General features: G+C 67.5%; 25 protein-coding genes, 1 tRNA gene and 1 other RNA gene. 14 read left to right on the forward strand and 13 right to left on the reverse strand.

The features are described from left to right. The first annotated feature begins 28 nt into the window (after positions 1–28). Entirely contained in the window at positions 29–475 is a 447-nt protein-coding gene (locus KV396_RS13390; RefSeq protein ID WP_247956015.1) for a GNAT family acetyltransferase, read from the forward strand. Positions 476–497: 22 nt separating this feature from the next. Then, positions 498–1370, forward strand: coding sequence for a diaminopimelate epimerase (dapF, locus tag KV396_RS13395; RefSeq protein WP_247622694.1), 873 nt, complete (start codon positions 498–500; stop codon positions 1368–1370). 32 nt (positions 1371–1402) lie between these two features. On the opposite strand, the gene KV396_RS13400 is transcribed toward dapF, so the two are convergent. Then, complete coding sequence (locus KV396_RS13400) at positions 1403–2044, reverse strand: class I SAM-dependent methyltransferase (protein WP_247956016.1); 642 nt, start codon at positions 2042–2044, stop codon at positions 1403–1405. 68 nt (positions 2045–2112) lie between these two features. Here KV396_RS13400 and hflX point away from each other — a divergent pair, with 68 nt between their 5' ends. Continuing rightward, positions 2113–3618 carry a GTPase HflX gene (gene hflX, locus KV396_RS13405; RefSeq protein ID WP_247956017.1) on the forward strand — a complete coding sequence of 502 codons (1506 nt, stop codon included), beginning with the start codon at positions 2113–2115 and terminating at the stop codon, positions 3616–3618. Positions 3619–3633: 15 nt separating this feature from the next. Here the strand turns inward: hflX and KV396_RS13410 are convergent, their stop codons facing one another. Then, positions 3634–4299, reverse strand: coding sequence for an SIMPL domain-containing protein (locus KV396_RS13410; RefSeq protein ID WP_247632365.1), 666 nt, complete (start codon positions 4297–4299; stop codon positions 3634–3636). A 163-nt stretch (positions 4300–4462) separates the two neighbouring features. Here KV396_RS13410 and ssrA point away from each other — a divergent pair. Next, positions 4463–4832: a transfer-messenger RNA gene (gene ssrA, locus KV396_RS13415) on the forward strand. Between the two features lie 80 nt (positions 4833–4912). On the opposite strand, the gene KV396_RS13420 is transcribed toward ssrA, so the two are convergent. After that, positions 4913–5059: a hypothetical protein gene (locus KV396_RS13420; RefSeq protein ID WP_247622690.1), complete on the reverse strand. Its 147-nt coding sequence runs from the start codon at positions 5057–5059 to the stop codon at positions 4913–4915. Between the two features lie 45 nt (positions 5060–5104). After that, the gene (locus KV396_RS13425; protein ID WP_247956018.1) at positions 5105–5275 is read right to left on the reverse strand and encodes a hypothetical protein; all 171 of its coding nucleotides are present in this window, start codon (positions 5273–5275) and stop codon (positions 5105–5107) included. Positions 5276–5437: 162 nt separating this feature from the next. Here KV396_RS13425 and KV396_RS13430 point away from each other — a divergent pair, with 162 nt between their 5' ends. Further along, positions 5438–6517 carry an ATP-binding protein gene (locus tag KV396_RS13430; protein ID WP_247956019.1) on the forward strand — a complete coding sequence of 360 codons (1080 nt, stop codon included), beginning with the start codon at positions 5438–5440 and terminating at the stop codon, positions 6515–6517. A 12-nt stretch (positions 6518–6529) separates the two neighbouring features. On the opposite strand, the gene KV396_RS13435 is transcribed toward KV396_RS13430, so the two are convergent. From KV396_RS13435 to KV396_RS13445, 3 genes are read right to left on the reverse strand one after another with little or no spacing between them, the layout of a single operon-like run. Beyond that, entirely contained in the window at positions 6530–6760 is a 231-nt protein-coding gene (locus tag KV396_RS13435; protein ID WP_247632363.1) for a three-helix bundle dimerization domain-containing protein, read from the reverse strand. Between the two features lie 45 nt (positions 6761–6805). After that, positions 6806–7384 (reverse strand): hypothetical protein, encoded by a 579-nt coding sequence (locus tag KV396_RS13440; RefSeq protein WP_247956020.1) that lies wholly within the window; start codon positions 7382–7384, stop codon positions 6806–6808. 16 nt (positions 7385–7400) lie between these two features. Next, positions 7401–8198, reverse strand: a complete 798-nt coding sequence (locus KV396_RS13445) for an inositol monophosphatase family protein (RefSeq protein ID WP_247622685.1) — start codon at positions 8196–8198, stop codon at positions 7401–7403. Between the two features lie 549 nt (positions 8199–8747). Here KV396_RS13445 and KV396_RS13450 point away from each other — a divergent pair. The 3 genes from KV396_RS13450 (at position 8748) to KV396_RS13460 (ending at position 11869) form a co-directional block, all read left to right on the forward strand. Further along, the gene (locus tag KV396_RS13450) at positions 8748–10514 is read left to right on the forward strand and encodes an ATP-dependent nuclease (protein ID WP_247956021.1); all 1767 of its coding nucleotides are present in this window, start codon (positions 8748–8750) and stop codon (positions 10512–10514) included. 785 nt (positions 10515–11299) lie between these two features. After that, a complete protein-coding gene (locus KV396_RS13455; protein WP_247956022.1) occupies positions 11300–11701 on the forward strand; it encodes a hypothetical protein in 402 nt (133 codons plus the stop codon). A gap of 24 nt (positions 11702–11725) precedes the next feature. Beyond that, positions 11726–11869, forward strand: a complete 144-nt coding sequence (locus KV396_RS13460; protein WP_247956023.1) for a hypothetical protein — start codon at positions 11726–11728, stop codon at positions 11867–11869. On the opposite strand, the gene KV396_RS13465 is transcribed toward KV396_RS13460, so the two are convergent. The 5 genes from KV396_RS13465 to KV396_RS13485 form a co-directional block, all read right to left on the reverse strand. Further along, a complete protein-coding gene (locus KV396_RS13465; protein ID WP_247956024.1) occupies positions 11866–12714 on the reverse strand; it encodes a hypothetical protein in 849 nt (282 codons plus the stop codon). The two genes, KV396_RS13460 and KV396_RS13465, sit on opposite strands and share 4 nt — an antisense overlap. A 134-nt stretch (positions 12715–12848) precedes the next feature. After that, a tRNA-Lys gene (locus tag KV396_RS13470) sits at positions 12849–12921 on the reverse strand. Between the two features lie 123 nt (positions 12922–13044). After that, positions 13045–14274: an MFS transporter gene (locus KV396_RS13475; RefSeq protein WP_247956025.1), complete on the reverse strand. Its 1230-nt coding sequence runs from the start codon at positions 14272–14274 to the stop codon at positions 13045–13047. After that, positions 14271–14711, reverse strand: a complete 441-nt coding sequence (locus KV396_RS13480) for a MarR family winged helix-turn-helix transcriptional regulator (RefSeq protein ID WP_247956026.1) — start codon at positions 14709–14711, stop codon at positions 14271–14273. Before KV396_RS13480 ends, KV396_RS13475 begins: the two co-directional genes overlap by 4 nt. Before the next feature lie 36 nt (positions 14712–14747). Further along, complete coding sequence (locus KV396_RS13485) at positions 14748–15536, reverse strand: IclR family transcriptional regulator (protein ID WP_247956027.1); 789 nt, start codon at positions 15534–15536, stop codon at positions 14748–14750. 103 nt (positions 15537–15639) lie between these two features. On the opposite strand from KV396_RS13485, the gene KV396_RS13490 reads away from it, so the two are divergent. From KV396_RS13490 to KV396_RS13500, 3 genes are read left to right on the forward strand one after another with little or no spacing between them, the layout of a single operon-like run. Beyond that, the gene (locus KV396_RS13490; RefSeq protein ID WP_247956028.1) at positions 15640–16413 is read left to right on the forward strand and encodes a CoA transferase subunit A; all 774 of its coding nucleotides are present in this window, start codon (positions 15640–15642) and stop codon (positions 16411–16413) included. A gap of 1 nt (position 16414) precedes the next feature. Beyond that, the gene (locus tag KV396_RS13495) at positions 16415–17071 is read left to right on the forward strand and encodes a 3-oxoacid CoA-transferase subunit B (protein ID WP_247956029.1); all 657 of its coding nucleotides are present in this window, start codon (positions 16415–16417) and stop codon (positions 17069–17071) included. A 5-nt stretch (positions 17072–17076) separates the two neighbouring features. Further along, positions 17077–18261, forward strand: coding sequence for an acetyl-CoA C-acetyltransferase (locus KV396_RS13500; RefSeq protein WP_247956030.1), 1185 nt, complete (start codon positions 17077–17079; stop codon positions 18259–18261). 9 nt (positions 18262–18270) lie between these two features. Here KV396_RS13500 and KV396_RS13505 read toward each other — a convergent pair whose 3' ends face one another. Next, entirely contained in the window at positions 18271–18558 is a 288-nt protein-coding gene (locus KV396_RS13505) for a hypothetical protein (protein WP_247956031.1), read from the reverse strand. Positions 18559–18768: 210 nt separating this feature from the next. On the opposite strand from KV396_RS13505, the gene KV396_RS13510 reads away from it, so the two are divergent. The 3 genes from KV396_RS13510 to otsB all read left to right on the forward strand — a co-directional run bounded on the left by KV396_RS13510 (position 18769) and on the right by otsB (position 22324). Continuing rightward, on the forward strand, positions 18769–20016 hold the full coding sequence (locus KV396_RS13510; RefSeq protein WP_247956032.1) for an MFS transporter: 1248 nt from the start codon (positions 18769–18771) through the stop codon (positions 20014–20016). Between the two features lie 63 nt (positions 20017–20079). Next, entirely contained in the window at positions 20080–21486 is a 1407-nt protein-coding gene (locus KV396_RS13515) for an alpha,alpha-trehalose-phosphate synthase (UDP-forming) (RefSeq protein WP_247622671.1), read from the forward strand. A 40-nt stretch (positions 21487–21526) separates the two neighbouring features. Beyond that, positions 21527–22324, forward strand: a complete 798-nt coding sequence (otsB, locus tag KV396_RS13520) for a trehalose-phosphatase (RefSeq protein ID WP_247956033.1) — start codon at positions 21527–21529, stop codon at positions 22322–22324. Positions 22325–22333: the final 9 nt, after the last annotated feature.

Here is a 22333-nt window from a genome sequence, read left to right on the forward strand (position 1 = left end):
GTTCTTCGGCGCGATCCGGGAGGCGTCGATGAACAGGAGCACCATGGCGTGGAACGTGCGGACATTCGAACAGGCCGACACCGATGCGGTCATCGAGCTGTGGACCGAGGCCGGACTCACACGGCCCTGGAACGATCCCCGCCTCGACATCGAGCGCAAGCTGCGCGTGCAACCCGAGCTGTTCCTCGTCGCGACGGACCCGGAAGGTGTGACGGTCCTCGGTTCGGTCATGGCCGGGTACGACGGCCATCGCGGATGGCTCTACTACCTCGCCACAGCGGCTTCCCATCGCGGCCGCGGCGTCGCGCGTGAACTGGTCGCCGAGGCGGAACGGCTGCTGCTGGCGCTCGGATGCCCGAAAGTGCAGCTCATGGTCCGCGAGGGCAACGAAGGGGTGCTGGGCTTCTACGATGCGCTCGGATACGAGCGGTTCGCGGTGGCGAACACCGGCAAGCGGCTCATCGCCGACGCATAGCCGAGATCCCTAGACTGGGAGCATGGTCGCATTCACCAAGGGTCACGGCACGGGCAACGATTTCGTCATCATCGCCGACCCCGACGGTGCTCTCGACCTCACCGCCGATCAGGTCGCGGCACTCTGCGATCGTAACTTCGGTATCGGCGCCGACGGTGTGCTGCGAGTCGTCCGCTCCGCCGCGATCGCCGACGGTGCTGCAGCGCTGGCCGAGGAGCCGGATGCCGAGTGGTTCATGGACTACCGAAACGCCGACGGTTCGATCGCCGAGATGTGCGGCAACGGCATCCGTGTCTTCGCGCACTACCTCCTGTGGGCGGGACTCGCCGTCATCGAGTCGGGGTCGACGCTCCCGATCGGAACCCGCGCCGGGGTGCGCGACGTGACCCGCAGCGAGAACGGGTACCAGGTCGACCTCGGCCGCTGGCGTCTCGACGGCGACGATCCGCTGGTGACCGCCAGCGGGCTCGCGGTCACCCGACCCGGTCTGGGAATCGACGTGGGAAATCCGCACGTCGTCGTGGCCGTCGCGAGCGAGGCGGAACTGGCTTCTCTCGACCTCCACCGACCTCCGCTCCTCGATCCGCTCCCGCCCGCCGGTGCCAACGTGGAGTTCGTCGTGCCGGGCGAACCCCTGGTGCGCGACGGCATCGGCCATGTGCGCATGCGGGTGTTCGAGCGCGGGGTGGGCGAGACTCTCAGCTGTGGAACGGGCGTGGCCGCCACGGCTCTCGCCGTTCGTCACTGGGCGGGGGAGCAGGCACCCGACAACTGGCGTGTCGAGGTTCCCGGCGGAACGCTCGGAGTGCGGATGTTCGCCGCCGAGGACGGAGAGCACGTCGCTCTCGCCGGTCCCGCCCAACTCGCCTTCCACGGCGAGATCGAGCTCGCCTGAGCTCAGCGCCCCGCCCGCGGGTCGCCGACGCCTCAGGCGATCGTGATGGGCTCGGTCGGGGGAGTCCCGTGCTTGCGCACCTTGAGTACGCGGTAGCCCTTGCTGGTCGCGGTGCGATAGACCGTGAAGCCGGGGTGGAACGTCGAACCGATCCAGCGCTGGAGGGAGTCGGCGCCGAGGTTTCGCTGCACGACCAGCCAGGCGTCACTGCGCTCGTCGAGGCGCGGAATCCACTTCTCGAGCAGATCGTGCAGAACGTTCTTGCCCACGCGGATCGGCGGGTTCGAGCGGATCGTCCGGAAGGTCACATCGGCGGGAACATCCTCGGGCAACGAGGCGTTGACATTGGTGAGCCCGAGAGCTGCCGCGTTGCGGCGGACGAGATCGAGGGCACGCTCGTTCACATCCACGGCCCAGACCTTCGCATGGGGCGCGGCGAGTGCCATCGATAGCGTGATGGGACCCCAGCCGCTGCCGAGGTCGAGAAGATTGCCCCCCGGAGGAACGGGAGGCATGTTGGCGAGAAGCACTGACGTACCGGCGTCCAGGCGATCCGGGCTGAAGACACCGCCGGCGGTGGTGAGTTCGAGCTCGCGGCCTGCGAGCGTCACACGGATCGTTCGCAGGTTCTCAGGACTGGCCGGGGCCGCAGTGAAGTAGTGATCGGACCCCATACGGTGAGCGTACCGGAGAGCGCGGGCTAAGGTTAAGGCTCGAAACGAAAGCAAGAGATCAGGGACGGATGACGGAAACCACCACACAGCACGAAGACGGCGATGCACTCGATCGTGTGCTCGCTCATGCCGAGAGTCGCTCGGAAGTCCGCGTGTTCGGAGCAGCACAGGCGCTGCAGGACCGGTCGACGGCGGCGCACGCCGCATCGGACGGTGACCAGTGGGACCTGGAGGATCGTCATGCGCTTCGTCGCGTCGGCGGCCTCTCGACCGAACTCGAAGACGTCACCGAGGTCGAGTACCGGCAGCTCCGACTTGAGAACGTCGTGCTCGTCGGGGTCTACCCGCAGGGCGCGCAGACCGACGCCGAGAACTCCCTCCGCGAACTCGCGGCCCTTGCCGAGACCGCGGGCGCCGTCGTGCTCGATGGTGTTCTGCAGCGTCGGCCCCACCCCGACGCCGCCACCTACCTCGGTCGCGGAAAGGCCCAGGAACTCAAGGACATCGTGGCCGCTGTCGGTGCGGACACGGTCATCGCCGACACGGAGCTGGCGCCGAGCCAGCGCCGTGCGCTCGAGGACGTCGTGAAGGTCAAGGTCATCGATCGCACGACCGTGATCCTCGACATCTTCAGCCAGCACGCCAAGAGTCGTGAGGGCAAGGCGCAGGTCGAACTCGCCCAGCTCGAGTACCTCCTGCCGCGTCTGCGCGGCTGGGGTGACTCGATGAGCCGCCAGGCGGGTGGACAGGTCGGTGCCGGTGGCGCCGGAATGGGCTCGCGCGGCCCGGGTGAGACCAAGATCGAGCTCGACCGCCGACGCATCCGCACGAAGATGGCGCTTCTGCGTCGTCAGATCCGCGACTTCGGTCCGGCTCGCGAGGCGAAGCGCGCGGAGCGCAAGCGCAACACGATCCCCTCCGTGGCGATCGCCGGGTACACGAACGCGGGCAAGTCGAGCTTGCTCAACGCTCTGACGAGCGCCGGCGTGCTCGTCGAGAACGCCCTGTTCGCGACGCTGGATGCGACCGTCCGCCGCTCCGAGACCGCTGACGGACGCGTGTTCACGCTGACCGACACGGTCGGGTTCGTCCGCAACCTGCCGCATCAGCTCGTCGAGGCTTTCCGGTCGACGCTCGAGGAGGTCGGTGACGCCGACGTCGTGCTCCACGTTGTCGACGGCTCCCACCCCGATCCGGCCGGTCAGTTGCAGACCGTTCGCGATGTGATGGGCGACGTCGGTGTGCGCGACATGCCCGAGCTCGTCGTCTTCAACAAGGCCGACCTGATCGATGACGACGAACGACTCGTGCTGCGCGGTCTCGAGCCGAAGGCGCACTTCGTGTCGTCGCGCTCGGGGGAGGGCATCGCCGAGCTTCGTGCCGCGATCGAAGACGCGCTCCCGAAGCCGGCCGTCGAGGTGCACGCCGTGGTTCCGTACGATCGGGGCGACCTGGTCGCCGCGATCCATGAGACCGGGATGCTGTTGGCCGTCGACCATCGCGAAGACGGCACCGCGGTCCACGCTCGGGTGTCGGAGCGGCTCGCCGCCGATCTCGCGCCCTACGCGAGCTGAGACCGACCGCAGCGGTCAGGAGGCGATGAACCGCCCCTCGACCGTGGCGGAGACGACGATCTCCTCCGGTTCGTACTCCATTCCGGGTGAGGCGTCTGCCATCGCGAAAGCCGCCCCGCGCGCCTTCAGCATGGGTGCCGCGGGCTGCGCCTCGCGATTCGAGATGAGTCCGACATCGGCGATCTCGACGGGCGTGACCGAATCGCGTCCGAGGGCGCCGGCGTAGGCCTCGGCGCGGGTGACGGCGACACCGACGGCCGCGGCGGCGACCTCGCGCTCGATGCGAGCCCGCGTCTCGGGCGTGAGGTGCCAGTTCACCCAGCCGACCTCGACGCCGTCCCAGGCGGAGATGTCGGACACCCAGATCGACAACTCGGATGCTTCGGTGAACGTCGCTGTGAAGTCGATGCTCGCGTAGTACACCGGAGCGAGTCGCTTGCCCTCGTTGTTCCATGGCCTCTCGGCGCGCACCGAGAGGCGCTTGCTCGACCAGTCGACGACTGTCTGAGCGTCGCTGCGCTCGGTGATGCTCGCGCGCAGAGGTTCGGCGAGACGCATGACGGTGTCGACGACCGCCGCCCGCTCGGGGCCCTCGGAGCGGACGGTGACGCGGATGGTGGCGCGCTCCGGCGCGACGCGCGCCTCGTGCTCGCCGCGGACGGTGACGGTGACATCGCTCATGGGGCCGACTCTACGCCAGGCACCTGACGCACGGATGACGGCGACTGCTCAGCGCCGGGAATGGCAGGTGCGCAGGATCCGTTGTATCCTGTGAAGCTGGGTGCCACGGCATCCGGATGAAAACTCCACAGTGCGACAGCGGCTCCTTCGAGAGAAGGACCACGGGGCTGATCGGTTTCGACAGCGCCTGTGAATCCACGAGAAGCGGGCCGAGGATGCAGAGTTATCTCGTAAACGCTCTCTGCAAAACAATAGTTGCCGAAACCAAGCGCAACGACTTCGCCCTCGCTGCATAAGCGAGCCCGATAGTCCGTCAGGCCGTATGTGATTCCGATACGGATCCTGGCGTCATCTAGGAATCTTGCTGCGTGGTGGCGTCTGGACGCCACGTGGGACTCTTCCCAGGCTGGGCTCGTCGACTTAGGTGTCTGTGACAAAGGTCGGAGCCGAGCAGAACGTCTTCACAGACTGCGCCCGGAGAAGGCGTGGAGACTCAGCGTTGGACGGGGGTTCGATTCCCCCCAGCTCCACCAGGTCGCTGTCGCGAAGGAGAAGGCCCTCGGGTTCCCACCATGTGTGGGAGCCCGAGGGCCTTCTTTGTGGGCGACGGCGGTTACTTCTCCGCCGACACGTCGTCACCGTGCGTCGGCGGTACCGTGGGCGGCTCGCCCTTGGCATCTTCTGCGCCGAGGTTGTCGTTCTCCTCGGGGCCCGGGGACTGTTCCGTGCTGATGTCGTTGCGATCGCTGTCTGCGTTCATGGCGTCACCTTCTTTCTCGGTCGGATGGGGGAGTGATGCGGCGCTCTAGAGCGGGATCGTCGGTTCCTGCGGGTTCGGCGCCAACGGCTCGTCCGGGTTCGGCGCGAGCGGTTCGTCCGGAACGGGTGCGAGAGGCTCGCCCGGGGTGGGATCGAGCGGCTCGGGCCTGGTGGGCTGCTCGCCCGGTGCGAGCGGAGTGGAGAACGGGTCGGACATGTGCGCTCCTTCCGCGGCGCGATCTGCGTCGCTGGTCCTGAGCGAACCACGCACAGCCATCTCTGTCTGCTCCCTTGCCCTTTTCGCGCGGATGTGATGCCGTGCAGGCCTTCCGCACGAGGGGTCCATGGTGCACTCTGGGAGCGACCGAGAGGGGCAGTCATGGGAGAGTTCGTCATCGGAGCGACGATCGAGGGTGCCGAGCCGGTGCAGCTCGACCCACGACGATTCAACCGGCACACCTTCTGGTGCGGCCAGAGCGGCAGCGGCAAGACGTACGCGCTGGGCGTGGTGCTCGAGCAGCTGCTCCTGCACACGGAGCTCCCCGTGCTGGTCTTCGATCCCAACGCGGATTTCGTGCGGTTGCGTGAGATCCGCCCCGGCACCGATGACGCAGCGGCGCGCCGACTGGGCGATCTCGATGTCCGTGTGTTCCGCTCCGGCCGTGCGGAGGGCGAGCGCCTACGGGTGCGCTACGTGGACCTCTCGCCGGCGGCCAAGGCCGCTGTGCTGCGCATCGATCCGATCGCGGATGCCGAGGAGTACAACGCGCTGCTGCACACGCAGGTGTCGTCCGGGCAGTTCGATTCGGCGGAGATGATCCGCGGCCTCCGCGAGAGCGGGGAGGCGGTGAAGGTGCGACTCGCGAATCGCATGGAGAACCTCCAAGTGCTCGAGTGGGAGCTGTGGTCGCGTGGTGCGGCATCCGTCGTCGACGTGATCAGCGAGCGCCCGAGGGCGACGGTCCTCGACCTCGGAGGCTTCGATCATCCGGCCGAACCCGGCGTCGCCGCCCTGGCCGTTCTGGAGGATCTCTGGGCGCGTCGGGAAGAGCGCCGACCGCTGCTGATAGTGATCGACGAGGCTCATAACCTCTGCGTTCCGGAGCCGACGACGGCCGTGGAACGGGAGTTGACGGCACGCCTCGTGCAGATCGCCGCGGAGGGGCGGAAGTTCGGGCTGTGGCTCTTCCTGTCGACACAGCGCCCCACGAAGATCCACCCGAACGTGCTGTCGCAGTGCGACAACCTCGGGCTGATGCGCGTCAACGCTCCACGCGATCTCGCCGAACTCGCCGAAGTGTTCGGGTTCGCCTCGGAGGACGCCATCCGTCGTGCGCAGACCTTCGCGCAGGGTCAGGCGCTGTTCGCCGGCGGTTTCATCGCCGAGCCGACGTTCGTGCAGATGGGAGCGCGTCTCACCGAGGAGGCGGGCGGCGACGTCCGTGTACCGATCGCGTAAGCTTCGACGGGCTCAGGACTCCTCGGGGATCGGCGTCTGCACGGGGATGGCTCCGGTCCGCAGACGCTCGACGGTCTCCTTCTCGACGAGAACCGGCACGTAATCCTGGATGCGCCCGCCGCTGAGGCGTTCGTGCTCCTCGTGGGCGATGTGCTCGATGCTCTCCCGCGGAACGTCGGGAAATCGGGTGGCGATCCGGTCGAGCATCGCGGCGGTGTTCGCTTCGTCGTTGCGTTCGCTCATGGGCCGATTGTCTCCCGGCTGCCCGGCATCCGCAATGGAGTCCCCTCAACCGGCGCCTTCGATGAGGAGGAGGCCCTGCTTGGTGTCGGCGAGCTTCACCCACCCATCGCCGAACAGGTAGGTCATGCCGTACCCGTCGTCGTCGGTGCCCATCGCGTACTGCGGATCCTCGGTGATGTACACGCCCTCGGGACCGTCTTCGCGATGCCACCCCGCGGCCAGGAGCGACGTCTGCGCATCGCTCGCCGCGCCCGCGCTCAGCTCGGCCCAACCGTACAGCTGGCCGTGATCGGAGGCGACGGCGTAGTCGCCCCAGAAGCAGAGGAGGCCCTCGTCCTCCGAAATGGTTGTGTCGCCGATGACGAAGTCCTTGGTCTCGGCCGTCCACCCCGCTTCGGTGAGCGCGGCGACCGTGCCGGGCGAGATCATCGACTCGCACGTGAGCGCTCCGGAGGTGGGGTCGGGGTCCGGCGTCGCGGCCGGCTCGACGCTCGCCTGCGGCGCCGACGTCGCGGGATCGGTCGTCGGGGTCGGGGCGGTCTCGCCAGGGGCGGAGCACGCCGTCAGAGCGGCGAGGAGGAACGCTGCTCCGGCGGTGATGGAAACGATGCGGGGAGGGATCATCGCGGGCCTCGGGAGATCAGGGATGCAGGAAGGTGAGGAAGGCGTCGTGCAGGATGCCGTTGGTGGCGAGTGTCGAGCGCGTCGAGATCGTCTCGGCCCCCGCGTAGTCGGTCATCGTGCCGCCCGCCTCGCGGACGATCGGCACTGCGGCCGCGATGTCGTACTCCTTGACGTCGAACTCGGCGACCATGTCGAGGCGTCCCTCGGCCAGGAGCATGTACGAGAAGACGTCACCGTAGGCGCGGTCGCGCCACACCCGGTCCGCGAGCGCGATGAGAGTGTCGATGCGTCCGGCATCCGCCCACTGCGCGATGCTCTGGAAGCTGACGCTGGCGTCGTCGAGCGACGAGACGGAGGAGACGTGCAGTCGGCGCGGCTCGTTCTCCGTCGCCGTCCAGGCACCCTCCTCGGGCGAGGCCCACCAGCGTCGGCCGAGCGCGGGCATGCTGACGACGCCGACCTGCGGAACGCCGTCGACGGCGAGGGCGATCATCGTGCCCCAGAGCGGCACACCGCGCAGGAAGTTGGCGGTGCCGTCGATCGGATCGATGATCCACTGGCGGTGAGTGTCGCCTTCGGCGCCGAACTCCTCGCCGAAGATGCCGTCCTCCGGGCGCTCGGTCGCGAGGATGTCGCGGATCGCGCGTTCGGTCGCGAGGTCGGCATCGGTGACGTGGGAGTTGTCGGCCTTGGTCGAGATCTGCAGATCGGCGGCGTCGAACCGGGGGAGCGACTGCGCATCGGCCGCGTCGGCCAGACGCAGGGCGAGTTCGAGATCGCTGCGGAAGTCGGATGCGCGGGGGATGGCGGTCACGCCACCAGCGTAGTCGCCCGTGCCGAGGGTCTCGATCGGGGCATGACCGTGCGGCGACGCGGCCGAGAAGAGGTGCCCGAGAAGCAGAAAAGCCCCAAAGACTGGCGAGAGTCAACGAGGCTGATCCGTGCACCCCCTGGGACTTGAACCCAGAACCCACTGATTCAGAGAGCTTGGGCCTGGGTCCCCGTCGTCCCCCGATCTGACCGGAAAGCCCCGAAACACACGGGTCGCGGGATAACGACCGGGGATGTCCGGGAGGAGCGGCGGCCTGTTTTCGCGCTGATCCGGCCTCGCGGAGCCGCCCGCCCGCGAGCGCCCATTTGCCACGAGAGAACGCCCGGACCCTCCCCACCGTAGGGGCCCGGGCGTCCTGACCTTGAGGCTCAGGTACAGCGACGCATAACTCAGCTCGTCGAGAACAAGCTCAGCCCTCAGTCGTATGTCCGAGCCGTCTCAAGAACTCCCCGCTCGCGGCGTGGAGGGCCATCATTGCGTGCGAACCGATACAGTCAGCATCAACACATCTGGCAAAGACGCGGGGGCAAAATGATTCTCGAGGCAGTGACTATCAGCGGGTTCCGATCTATCGACGGACCTTTGCGCGTCCCTGTTGGGTCACCCACCGTCCTGGCGGGTCACAATGATGCTGGGAAGAGTGCAGCGATTGAGGCCATCGCGTTTCTTCTAGACGCCGTCAAATTGTCAGACCGTGATCGCACCTACGACAAGACTGGCCCAGACGGCCAACTCACACGTGTTAGTGAGACTGTCGTTGAGGGAGAGTTCAAGCTTCGTCCGGAAGAGCAACAGTATTTCGATGGAGGTGCCACCGCTCGGCTTCGACGCATCTACAACGAAAAGGGCACCGCGTTGGAGGTGCTGTCGGCAGTGCCGGTGGACGAGCGCCTGCAAGATCTCAACGCGCAGGACGTCAAGACTCTGAGGTTCCGCCTGCAGGGCCTCGGTATGAGTGACCAGGGCCTGAAGGCAGACCTGATCGACAGGCTTAGCTCACTGCTGCCTGATGCAGAGAAGGTTGAGCAGTGGGTCTCAGCTGCAGCCGAGATCAAGCGGTTACTCCCCCGAGTGCAGCGGTTCGATGCGACGTCGACGCAGGACCCCGAAGACGCCATCCTTGCGACGCTGAAGACGTCGTACGCAAGCCACACACAGGACGAGGAAATCAAGGGCGATCTGGACACCATCACACGCACGTTGCAAGAACGCGTCGCGGACGACGCCGAATCTCTGAGACAGCACCTCAAGAAGACTTGCGAAGACATCGGCGAGATTGCGATTCACCCGTCTGTGCGTCTGGACAGCGGCCTAAAGTCAATCGAAGTCAGTGCGACGAACCAACGGGGCGAAGCAGTCCACTTAGGCCAGTCAGGCGCGGGGCGAACACGGCGAATTGCCCTAGCTGTGTGGGAGTTCAATGCCGACTTGCTAAGCGGCTCCGACACCGATGTTGTTCTGCTCTACGACGAGCCGGATACGCACCTTGACTACAGTCACCAGCGCGGATTCATGAAGCTCTTGAAGGCGCAGTCTGAGATAGAGAACGTTAGGGTCGTTGTAGCCACCCACTCTATGAACCTCATCGACGGTGTCGACATCGCGAGCATCGTTCACCTTCGTCATGTCAACAGTCGCACCACCGCGGATCAGGTAACCGACGATTCAGAGGTCGGTTCGCATCTCGGTTCTATTGCAGCGTCGCTCGGACTCCGGAACACCGTGCTTCTACATGAGCGCCTCTTCGTTGGAGTTGAAGGAGCGACCGAGAGTCGGGCACTTCCAGTGCTCTTCAAGCTGGCAACAGGTCGACACCTACAAGCCTGCGGAATCGCGGTTTGGCCGTGCGACAACAACGACGGTGCGTTGCGATTCGCTCAGTATCTCCACCATCATGGCCGCGACGTTGTTCTTGTCGTAGATGAAGATTCGCGCGACCTGAAGGTCTTTTCGGAAGCCTCTCTGAGCAGGCACGATCTGAGCCTTCAAGATCACGTGATGACGGTAGGCACAAGGGAACTAGAAGACTGCTTCTCAGACGCTCAGTGGGCTGCATGCGCAAACCGCGAGTGGCCTCGAGTGGATGAACAGCCATGGTCGGACGACGATTTTGCGGCGCATCGGGCAGGCAAGTTCAGCTCACTCGTTGAGAAGATGGTCCGAGAAAACAGCTCTGTCGAGGTCAGTGGCAAACCGGAGATTCTTAGCAAACTAGCGGTCGGCCTGCACTCCGCTGGAGACGTTCCCGAGCCACTCCATGCCCTCTTTTCTGAGCTGATTAGACGCGCCGAGTACTAAGAGAGCGACGCGCGAGCATACGGGCGCGACGCTGTTGGGGCGTAGGGGTAGACCACCTATGGAAGCCAACCGAAGCCACCCACTCTGTGCTGTGCTCTCGATCATTCTTTCCGCACCATCGACATGCGTTGGGCATCGGCGCGGCTGCGTGGCGAACCGTCGATCGTATCGAAGTAGTCATCTCCAGCTTCCTCCTCTCCATAGCTAGTAATCAATCATCAACCTCAGACATTCGGTCGGAGCGCCGGGATGCCGCCGAGGATGCCGAGGGCGACGGGGTACTCAGGGAGACCGACAGCGGCACCCTTAAGGATGCGGGTCGCCTCCCGGCTGAGGATTTCGCGGATGTAGATATCTGCGAAACCGCAAGGACACGACACGCGACGGCTACGACATCGCTTACCGCGTGCACATCTACCCGAGGTCCGGAGACCGGCGCATCAACACCATCACGAGCATTGAGGTCAAGGCTAGGTTGAAGGACAGGCGAGATCAGCACTCCGCTCGGGCGAAGAAGAAGCTCTCCGCGAGCACCAGCCACGGAGCTTGGACAGCGATCAACGCCGTCTTCAAATACGCGCACCGGTACGGCCTGATCACAGCGAACCCGTGCGAGGCCGTCAAGAAGCCCCGCGTGAAGGTCGAGAAGCGGCGCGAGTCCCCGTTGCAGCCGGGGCATGTCGCCCAGCTTGCCCGCCTACTCGACAGCCACGCTCCCTACGGGCTGTTGGTGCGGTTCGCCGCGCACATTGGCCTCCGCGAGGGCCGAGCTAGCAGCGCTCACCGTGGCCGACGTCACGAGCATGGGCACGGTCGCGAGCAAGGTCCGGGTCGAGCGGTCGGTACGCCGAGTGAAGGGCGGATGGAAGTCGGACGCGCCCAAGACGGCGGCGGGGCGGTGCTCTACGCCTCTGCCCCGAGCGCTACGCGACGAACTCGTGGCCCCTCTCGCCAAGCAGTCGTACCGGGGCAACCCCAGTGCCGCTCTGTGGCCAGGGCGAGTCCCCGGGAGCGGCGGCGACCCGCGCGGGCTGGACTACAAGCGACAGTTCGACGTCGGCTCGGCCATCCGCTACTACTTCAAGCCGGCGCTGAAGGAACTGTGGCTGGTCGGCGTCCGGTGGCGCGACCTCCGCCACCACTACGCCACGGTCATGATCTCGATGATCGGCAAGGGTGCTCAGTAGACGATCTACGAGGTCAGCCGATGGATGGGGCACGCGAGCTACCAGACGACGGTAGACGTCTACGGCCACCTGCTCGAAGCCAAGCCGAACGTGGACATTCTGGACGACATCATGACGGCGGCGGAGGCGGACGCCGGAACGGTCACCCCGCTCAGGCGTGCGATCTAGGAGCGGCGAGCGAGCGCGTCAGACGAGAACCACTGGACCAGCGGTACCGCGAGCAACACGGCAGCCTCGGCTTCGGCCTGGGTCGGCTTGCGGTAGCCGTTCCCTCCATGTCTGCTCTCCTGATCGACCCACAGCGCCTCGGCCATCTGGACAGCGACGTTGCCGTGCGACGGGCCGAACGCGATGGCCCAGTCCTTCTGCGCCTTCATGTCGCGCACCATCGACCCAAGCGTTGCCTTGTTGTTCTTGGGTGAAACCTTGTCGGTGCCCGCCTCCTCGACCGCTTTGATCGCCTTCTCGTAGGCCTCCTCGGGATCAGGTGACCTGCCGAACGCGGCATGCCACGCCTCCGCCAACAGCGCGCCCGCGTCGCCAGAGTTCGCGATCGTTTCTTCGGCAGCAAGCGCGACGCCCTCGGGTACCCGTTTCTCTAGTGAGACGTGACCGTCTCTTCTACCGACCGCCCACTCCGAACCAGCGTCGCGCAGCAAGTCCTCTAGAGCACCTTTGAACTCATTGGCTTGCCACCCGAGTCGCTCTGTATGGAATAAGAGAAAGTCGACGAAGTCCAGGAACTCCTCGGCGCCCATGGCCTCTTGGACACCCGTCACGCCGGACTGTCGAAGGTTCAGCAGCAAGGATCGTGAGCGCCTCGTCGCGGTCTCGAACTCCTGCAGAAGCTCAGGATCAGCGGAGTACCCGCCGTCGATCGTGCCGTGATTCGTTCTCCGCAAACCCATCACGGCAGTGGCCCACAAGATCAGCGGACGAAGCATCCATGCGGGAATACCGGTGTGAAGGACGGCCAATTCAGCTGGATCAGATCGTCGGGAGCGCCACTGCATGAGTTCATCTTCCCGTGGGATACCGACGTTGCCAATTGGGACACGCACTGTTTTCGCGCTGTGTCGCGATTCAGGAGGCCGGCAAGGACATAGAAAAAGCCTCGGAGATGGCGAGATCTCTGAGGCTTATTCCGTGCACCCCCTGGGACTTGAACCCAGAACCCACTGATTAAGAGTCAGTTGCTCTGCCGATTGAGCTAGAGGTGCGTGGTCCGGGATGACCCCGACCGAGGAATTACATTACCAGGGGATCGACGCGGTGCGAAATCGAGACCGCACCCCCGGGAGTGTCGCAGCGATCGCGGTGGCGCGACGCTCCCGGGCGGATGATCAGGCGGCGTCTCCGACGAGGATCGCCTGGGCGTCTTCGGCGGCGGGAACCGCACCGTGCGAGTCGATGTGGGCGAGAGCACGCCGTCCCAGGAAGACCGTGAGAGCGGCGATCAGGACGGATGCTGCGGCGAACAGGTACGGGACCGTCACGTTGAACGAGTGCCACAGCAGTGCGGCGAGGGGAGGGGCCATCGCCCCGCCGAGGAAGCGCACCGCCGAGTACGACGACGAGGCGACCGAGCGGGGAAGGTCGGTGGCCTCCATGACCGCCTCGGTGAGCACGGTGTTCATGATGCCGAGCAGGAGGCCGCCGATGATGATGCACACGACGAGGGCCGCAGGGTCGCCGGCGAGGAAGCCGGCCGCGACGAGATCGACCGCCAGCAGGGGCAGCACGGTCACGATGATGCGGGTCCGCGGCATCCGGCGCATGACGAGCGGAGCGACCCAGACGCTCGTGATCGCGAGCGCGACGCCCCAGCCGAAGAACGTGAAGCCGATGCCGAGTGCGCCGAAGCCGAGAGGGAAGGGCGAGAAGGCGAGGAGCACGAAGAAGCCGATGTTGTAGAACAGCGCGGCGACGGCGAGGATCGCGAGCGCCGGGCGGCGGAGCGCGGTGAAGGGGGCGGAGAACGGCACCGGAGTGCGCTTCTCGGCGGGGCCGCGCAGCAGCACGAGGACCGCGACGAACGCGATCGCCATGAGGGCGACGACGCCGAAGAAGGGTCCGCGCCAGCTCATCTCGCCGAGGAGCCCGCCCAGGAGCGGACCGATCGCGATGCCGAGACCCAGTGCCGCCTCGTAGAGGATGATCGCTGCACTGCTGCCGCCGGACGCCGCGCCGACGATCGTGGCGAGAGCGGTGGAGATGAAGAGCGCGTTGCCGAGGCCCCACCCGGCGCGGAAGCCGATGACGGCGTCGACGCTGCCGCTGAGGGCGCAGAGTAGGGCGAACGCGACGATGAGCGCGAGTCCGATGAGGAGAGTCGCCTTCGCGCCGATCCGGCTCGAGATCCAGCTCGTGACGAGCATCGCGAGGCCCGTGACGAGCAGATAGCTCGTGAAGAGGAGTTCGGTCTCGACGGGCGAGGCCTGCAGGGACTCCGCGATCGCCGGGAGGATGGGGTCGACCAGTCCGATGCCCATGAACGCGACGACGCAGGCGAAGGCGACGGCCCACACCTGCGCGGGTTGCTTCCAGACGGAGGGGGTGGCGGTCGTGTTCACTGCGAGGAGTCCTTTCGGTCGGTGGGGTCGGTGTGCGCGGCGAGGATCTCGGCCGCACGGGTCAGAATCGCCCAGTCGGCGTCGTCGAGCGCGTGAAACCGCGGCGCGAGCGTGTCGCGGAACTCATCGCGCCAGGCGGCGAGAGCACCGGCTCCGGCGTCCGTCGCCTCGACGACCACCGCGCGGGAGTCGGCGGGGTCGGGGGAGCGGCGCACCAGTCCGTCGCGCTCGAGCGCGCCGATCAGGCGGGTCATTCCCGGTTGCGTGGTGCGAGCGGCTGCGGCGAGTTCGCCGACTCGCGAGGCGCCCTGTCGGCCGAGCAGGCTGAGCACCCGCCACTGGGCGGCGGGTGCCTCGTTGCCGGCATCCTGCGCGGCGATGCGGCCGAGCGCATACGCAGAGAGCACGATGGAGGGGATCACTTCCGCACGTTGCATACCAATGAGTATATACCCGATGGTATGTAATGGGTGTCAGTGGCGAGCGCCCGCGATCCTCGCTGAGAGTTCGTGGGCGTGAGCGAGCAGCGTGCGGCCGAGGTGCGCGAGGCGATCAGGGCCGAAGCGGAACTCCACGCCCGTCAGGCTCAGAGCCCACTCCGGACGGCCGTGGCGATCGAACACGGCCGCGCCGATGCCCCAGCTGCCCTCCACTATGAGGCCGGGATTGACCGCGAAGCCGCGTTCCTTCGTCTCGGCGAGGCGCGCACGCAGCGGCTTCTGCGCATGCGGGCGGCCCCACGTCGACGCGAGCTCCGGATGTCGACCGAGATACGCATCCACATCGTGGTCGGGAAGGAACGCCAGGATCGCGAGGCCCGCGCTCGCCACGCCGAGGGGGAAGCGCACGCCCTCGCTGAGCACGAACGAGCGGATCGGGAAGGCGCCTTCCTCACGGAGGAGGCATACGGTCTCATCGGCTCGTCGTACCGAGAAGAAGGCGCTCTCCTCGGTCTTGACGGCGAGCGACCGCACGATGTCGCGCGCGAGAGCGGTGACGTCGTAGCGCGCGGCTGCGGCGTTGCCCATGAGGTACAGCTCGGGCCCGGGCATCCAGCGGGCGGTCGTGTCGTCGCGATCGACGAGTCCCTCGGCGCGGAGCGCGCTGAGCAGGCGATGCGTCGTCGACCTCGACAGGTCGGCGGCGTGGGCGAGCTCCTGGAGTGCCATCCCATCGGGGCGCCCGCCCGAGACGAGGCGGAGGAGTCCGGCCGCCCGTGCGATGGCCTGCGCTCCCGGTACGCTCGTCGGCGCTCGTTCCATAATGTGGACGCTACTCGGCGAAACGTCCACATCGCAAGCATCCGCTGTCGCTCCCACCGCGCGACCGTCAAGCTGGAACGAACGCCCGTTCGAAGGAGTACGCGTGATCGACAAGCACTGGCCCTCTGCCGCGGAGGCGGTCGCCGACATCCCCGACGGAGCGTCCCTCGCCGTCGGCGGGTTCGGCCTCTCCGGGAACCCCATCGCCCTCATCGAAGCTCTGCTCGCCCAGGGGACGACGGACCTGAGTGTCGTCAGCAACAACTGCGGCGTGGACGACTGGGGTCTCGGCATCCTGCTCGGGGCGCACCGCATCCGCAAGATGACGTCGTCGTACGTGGGCGAGAACAAGGAGTTCGAGCGTCAGTTCCTCACTGGTGAACTCGAGCTCGAGCTCACCCCGCAGGGAACCCTCGCTGAGAAGCTGCGTGCCGGCGGGTCGGGGATCGCCGCCTTCTTCACCCAGACGGGCGTCGGCACGCAGGTGGCCGAAGGTGGTCTGCCGCGCAGATACGCTCCCGACGGCACGATCGCCGTCGCCTCGCCCGCCAAGGACGTGCGCACCTTCGGCGAGGGGGACGACGCCCGCGAATACGTCATGGAGGAGGCGATCACCACCGACTTCGCCCTCGTGCACGCTGCCGTCGGAGACCGCCACGGCAATCTCGTCTTCACCAAGGCCGCACGCAACTTCAACCCGCTCGCCGCTATGGCGGGCCGTATCTGCATCGCGCAGGTCGAACACCTCGTCGAACCGGGCGAACTCGACCCGGACAGGGTGCACCTGCCCGGCGTGTACGTGCACCGCGTCGTCGAGGTCGGACCCGACATCCCCAAGCGCATCGAGCGACGCACCGTCGCCACGGAAGGAGCCTGACATGGCGCTCACTCGAGACCAGATGGCCGCCCGCGCCGCCGCCGAGCTCGAGGACGGCTCGTACGTGAACCTCGGCATCGGGCTTCCCACCCTCGTCCCGAACTTCGTACCGGCGGGCGTCACCGTGGTGCTGCAGTCCGAGAACGGCATCCTCGGCGTCGGCCCGTACCCGACGGAGGATGCCGTCGACCCCGATCTCATCAACGCGGGTAAGGAGACGGTCACCGTGCTCGCGGGATCGGCGTTCTTCGACTCGGCGACGAGTTTCGGCATGATCCGCGGAGGGAAGATCGACGCCGCGATCCTCGGTGCCATGCAGGTGTCGGCGACAGGAGACCTGGCGAACTGGATGATCCCCGGGAAGATGGTCAAGGGTCCTGGTGGGGCGATGGACCTCGTGCACGGCGCCGCGCGCGTCATCGTGCTCATGGAGCACGTCGCGAAGGACGGATCCGCCAAGATCGTCGATCGGTGCTCCCTGCCGCTCACCGGTCGGGGGGTGGTCGACCGCATCATCACCGACCTCGCCGTGATCGATGTGACCGAGGCCGGCCTCGTGCTCGTCGAGACGGCTCCCGGAGTCACCGCCGACGAGGTTATCGCCGCCACCGAGCCCCCGCTGACACTGTCGCCCGCGCTCGCCGGTCTGAGAGGCTGAAGGACATGCACGACACCGATATCGTCATCGTCTCCGCCGCCCGCACCCCGCAGGGTCGTCTCAAGGGTCAGCTCGCGGCCTTCACGGCCCCGCAGCTGGGCGCCTTCGCGATCCGCGGTGCGCTCGAGCAGGCATCCATCCCCCCGGAGGACATCGACGCCGTCATCGTCGGGCAGGTCCTCTCGGCGGGATCCGGGCAGAACGCCGCGCGTCAGGCGGCCATCGGGGCGGGCATCGGCTGGGACGTGCCCGCGCACACCGTCAACAAGGTGTGCCTCTCGGGCCTCACCGCGATCATCGACGCCGCCCGCATGATCCGCACGGGAGATGCCGAGGTGGTCGTCGCGGCCGGCATGGAGTCGATGACCCGCGCCCCGCACCTGCTCATGGGGTCACGTGACGGATGGACCTACGGCAGTGTCGAGGTGCTCGACCACATGGCCTACGACGGGCTCACCGACGCCTATGACCGGGAGAGCATGGGAGCATCCACCGAACGGCACAACGCCCGATACGAACTCACGCGCGAGGCTCAGGACACCGTCGCCGCGCTCTCGCATCAGCGTGCGGCGGCCGCCCAGGCTGCGGGCGTGTTCGACGACGAGATCGTCACGGTCTCGGTGCCTCAGCGCCGCGGGGAACCCCTGATCGTCACCGCCGACGAGGGAATCCGCCCCGACACGACGGTGGAGTCGCTCGCAGGACTCCGTGCCGCCTTCGCGGAAGGGGGCACGATCACAGCGGGCAACTCCTCGCAGATCTCCGACGGAGCCTCCGCCGTCGTCGTCACGACGCGGGCGCTCGCCGCGGAGAAAGGATGGCCCGTCCTCGTGACGGTCGGCGCGAGCGGCCAGACCGCTGGTCCCGACAACTCCCTTCAGGCGCAGCCGGCGCGCGCGATCGAACGCGCGTGCGAGAAGCAGGGGATCTCACCGTCCGATCTCGATCTGGTCGAGATCAACGAGGCGTTCGGCGCCGTGGTCGCGCGTTCGCAGGTCGAACTCGGCCTGGATCCCGCGCTCGTCAACATCCACGGGGGAGGGATCGCGATCGGGCATCCGATCGGCGCATCGGGTAATCGCCTCGTCGTGCACCTGGCGCACGAACTGGCGCGTCGCGGCTCCGGCACGGCGGCCGTCGGCCTCTGCGGCGGTGGCGGTCAGGGCGAGGCGCTGATCCTCACCCGGTGACGCGCGGACTCAGGAGGAGCGGCGGCGCTTCTGCGCCGCCGCCTTCTGCGCCTGCTTCTCGTCGCGGTTCGCGCGCTTCGCCTGCGCGGGGGCGAGGGGCGAATCCAGGGCGACCTCGAGACCGCGGTCGAAGCGGCGGGTGTCGCGCACGGCGCCGATCGCGAGGGCGAAGGTGATGGCCCAGCTGATCCAGGCGAGCGCGGCGCGCCAGGTGACGGGGGACTCGCGGGTGCCGCGGAGGAGCGAGACACCGGTGGTGATCGCTCCGAACAGGCCCGTGCTGAACAGATAGCGCATGCCCCTACGCTACCGCCCGACTCCCGGTCGGGGCGGGGGATTGACACGAACGCCGGATGCCGGGCATACAGCCCCTTCGGATCGGCACTCGCTATCATGGGTGTCAGTCGCGGCTCGTCCGCGACCGTAGAACCGTGTATCTACCGGCCGTCGGCACTCCGACGGACAGCGGCGGCACCCGACCACCGCGTCCGCGGGCGCGCGAGAGCCATGACCCAGACACACACCTCCACCGAGCCGAGCCTCTTCCGTCTCGCCGGCTTCCCCTACTTCCTCATCGCCTTCATCGCGAGACTGCCCTTCGCGATGATGGTCGTCGGCGTGCTGACCGTCGTCGTCTCGGCGCGCGGATCGCTGTCGCTCGGCGGGCTCACCTCCGCCGCGGTCGGCCTCGGCACCGCGTGCTTCGGCCCGCTCCTCGGCGCCGCCGCGGATCGCTACGGACAGCGGACCGTGCTGCTGATGCTCGCCATCGCGAACGGCACGATGATGGTCGTGTTCACCCTCGTCGTCTACGGCGACGCGGTCGACGGCCTCGTTCTCCTGGCCGCAGCCGGCATCGGAGCGACGGCCCCGCAGGTCTCGCCGCTGTCGCGTGCGCGGCTGGTCACGATGATCAGCGAGCGGATGCCGGAGACCCGCCGGGCTCGCACGGTCTCGGGCACCATGGCCTACGAGTCCGCCGCCGACGAGACGGTGTTCGTCTTCGGACCGTTCATCGTCGGCATCCTCGCGTCGCTGATCGCGCCGTGGGCTCCTCTCGTGGGCGCGGCGGTCCTGACGATCGTCTTCGTCGGTGCGTTCGCCCTCCACCCGAGCGGTCGACACGTCGCCGCCGTGCGCGGGGCCGACGGGGCAGCGCCCTCGGCGGTGTCGGAACTCTTCCGCCCGCAGCTCGTCATCGTCGTGATCGGCATCCTCGGCGTCGGCATGTTCTTCGGCACCATGCTCACCTCGCTGACGTCGTTCATGGCGGACCGGGGCGCCTCCGAACAGGCGGGTCTGCTCTACGGTGTGATGGGCGTCGGCTCGGCCGTTCTGGCGCTCGGTGTCGCGTGGCTTCCGGTCCGCTTCTCGCTCCGCGCCCGGTGGCTGGTGTTCTCGGGCATCCTCTTCGCGGGCTCGCTCCTGCTGGGCGTCGTGGATTCTCCCGCGATGATGATGCTCGCTCTCGGCATCATGGGGGTCGGCATCGGCCCGACGCTCGTGACGCAGTACAGCTTCGGCGCCGCGCGCAGCCCGCTCGGACGCTCGGCGACGGTCATGACGATGCTCGGCTCGGGGATCGTCGTCGGCCAGTCGATCGGTGCGGCCGTCGCCGGTGAGCTCGCCGAGAACGTCGGCACCTCGGCGGCGCTCGTGCTGCCGATCGTCGCGGCCGGGGTCGCGTTCGCAGCGGGTCTCGTCAACTGGGTGCTCAGCCGCACGCATGCGCGGAACGTGGTCGTCGCGGCGTGACGCGGTGAACCGGGGCCGCGAACCTCGATAGCCTGGGGGTACCCCCTGGTGTGAGGAGCCATCTTGGCAGCTGCAGAGTTCGTCGTCGTCGCCAACCGTCTTCCCGTCGATCGGGTCGAAGGCCCCGACGGGGAGGAGACCTGGCGCACGTCGCCCGGCGGACTCGTCGCGGCTCTCGAGCCGATGATGCGCAGCACCCACGGCGCGTGGGTCGGCTGGGTCGGCCAGCCCGACGTCGAGCGCGACCCCTTCGAGGCCGACGGCATCCACCTCATCCCGGTGTCCTTGAGTGCGCAGGAGGTCGCGGAGTACTACGAGGGCTTCGCCAACGACACCATCTGGCCGCTGTACCACGACGTCATCGCGCCCCCGCAGTTCCACCGCGAGTGGTGGGACGCCTATGTCACCGTCAACCGGCGCTTCGCCGAGGCGGCGGCCGCCGCGGTCGCGGAAGACGGCACGGTGTGGGTGCACGACTACCAGCTGCAGCTCGTTCCGCAGATGGTGCGTGAGCTCCGCCCGGACGTCACGATCGGGTACTTCCACCACATCCCCTTCCCCGCGCACGGCCTCTATGCGCAGCTGCCCTGGCGCGACCAGGTGCTGCAGGGCCTGCTCGGAGCCGACGTGATCGGGTTCCAGCGCGCGCAGGACGCCACCTACTTCCTCACCGCCGTGCGGCGCCGCCTGCGTTACGAGGTCAAGGGCGCGAACATCGCCGTCCCGCAGGACGACGGCTCGATCCGGACGGCCGTCGCCCGCGCCTTCCCGATCTCGATCGACACCGCTCCCTACCTGGATCTCGCTGCGAACCCCGCCGTCCAGGCCAGAGCCGCGGAGATCCGTGCGAGCCTCGGCAACCCGAAGCGCATCCTGCTGGGCGTCGATCGCCTCGACTACACCAAGGGCATCCGTCACCGGATCAAGGCCTACGGCGAGCTCCTCGCCGAGGGGCGTCTGAGCGTCGACGACGTGACGCTCGTGCAGGTCGCGAGCCCCAGCCGCGAGCGCGTCGACGCCTACGTGCATCTGCGCGACGAGATCGAGCTGGCCGTCGGGCGCATCAACGGCGACAACGACACGATGGGTCACACCGCGATCCGCTATCTGCACCAGGGGTATCCCCGCGAGGAGATGGTCGCACTGTACCTCGCGGCCGATGTCATGCTCGTCACCGCTCTGCGCGACGGCATGAACCTGGTCGCGAAGGAGTACGTCGCCACGCGCGTCGACAACCGGGGAGTGCTCGTCCTCAGCGAGTTCACGGGCGCCGCCGACGAACTCCGCCAGGCGGTGCGCGTCAACCCGCACGACATCGAGGGCGTCAAGGCAGCGATCATGACCGCGGTCGAGATGACACCGGCCGAACAGGGCAAGCGCATGCGCTCGCTCCGCCGCCGTGTGCTCGAGAACGATGTGGACGCCTGGTCGTCGTCGTTCCTCTCCGCGCTCGACGACGCACGCCGTTGAGCCGCCCCGCATCTTCCCGCCCCCACGACTGGAGACACCCATGACCAGCCCCTGGATCCCCGGAACCCCCTCGCCCGAACTGAGCGCGCTCGCGCGTACCGAGCGTCTCGTCGTCGCTCTCGACTTCGACGGCGTCGCCTCGCCGCTCGTGCCCGATCCCATGGCGGCCCGCGCGCTGCCGGAGACCGTGGAACAGATCCGTCGTCTGACGGCCCTGCCCGACACGATCGTCTCGTTCGTCTCCGGGCGCAGCCTGCACGACCTCCGCATCATCACCGAGCACGAGGACGACTCGCCGGTCGCCCTCGCGGGATCGCACGGCGCGCAGTACTGGTTCCCCGGCGAGGGCGAGGCCGCACCGACCGGCGACGCCACCGAGGAGGGTGCCCGAGAGGAACTCTGGGCGGCCGCTCGTCCGATCATCGACCGCTACGAAGGCGCCGAGTTCGAGCCGAAGACCTTCGGCATGGGCGTGCACACGCGACGGGCGGATCGGGAGACCGAGGAGAAGCTCTTCGCCGAGATCGACGCGCTCGCCGCCGAGCGGTTCCCGCACTGGCGCCGTCGCGCGGGCCATCGCGTGCTCGAGTTCTCGTCGCGGACGGAGGGCAAGGACGCCGCGATCGCAGTGCTCCGCGAGCGCTTCCACGCCACCGGCATCCTCTTCGCCGGCGACGACGTCACCGATGAAGACGCCATGCGCGTGCTGCAGCCGGGCGATCTCGGCGTGCGCGTCGGCCCGGGGGAGAGCGCCGCGGCGCTGCGCGTCGACGGACCCGTCGATGTCGCACGCCTTCTCAGCGCGCTGGCGGACGAGCGGGCCGCCGGGCAGGAATAGACTGCCTGC

The organism is Microbacterium galbinum (assembly GCF_023101185.1).
GTDB lineage: Bacteria > Actinomycetota > Actinomycetes > Actinomycetales > Microbacteriaceae > Microbacterium > Microbacterium galbinum.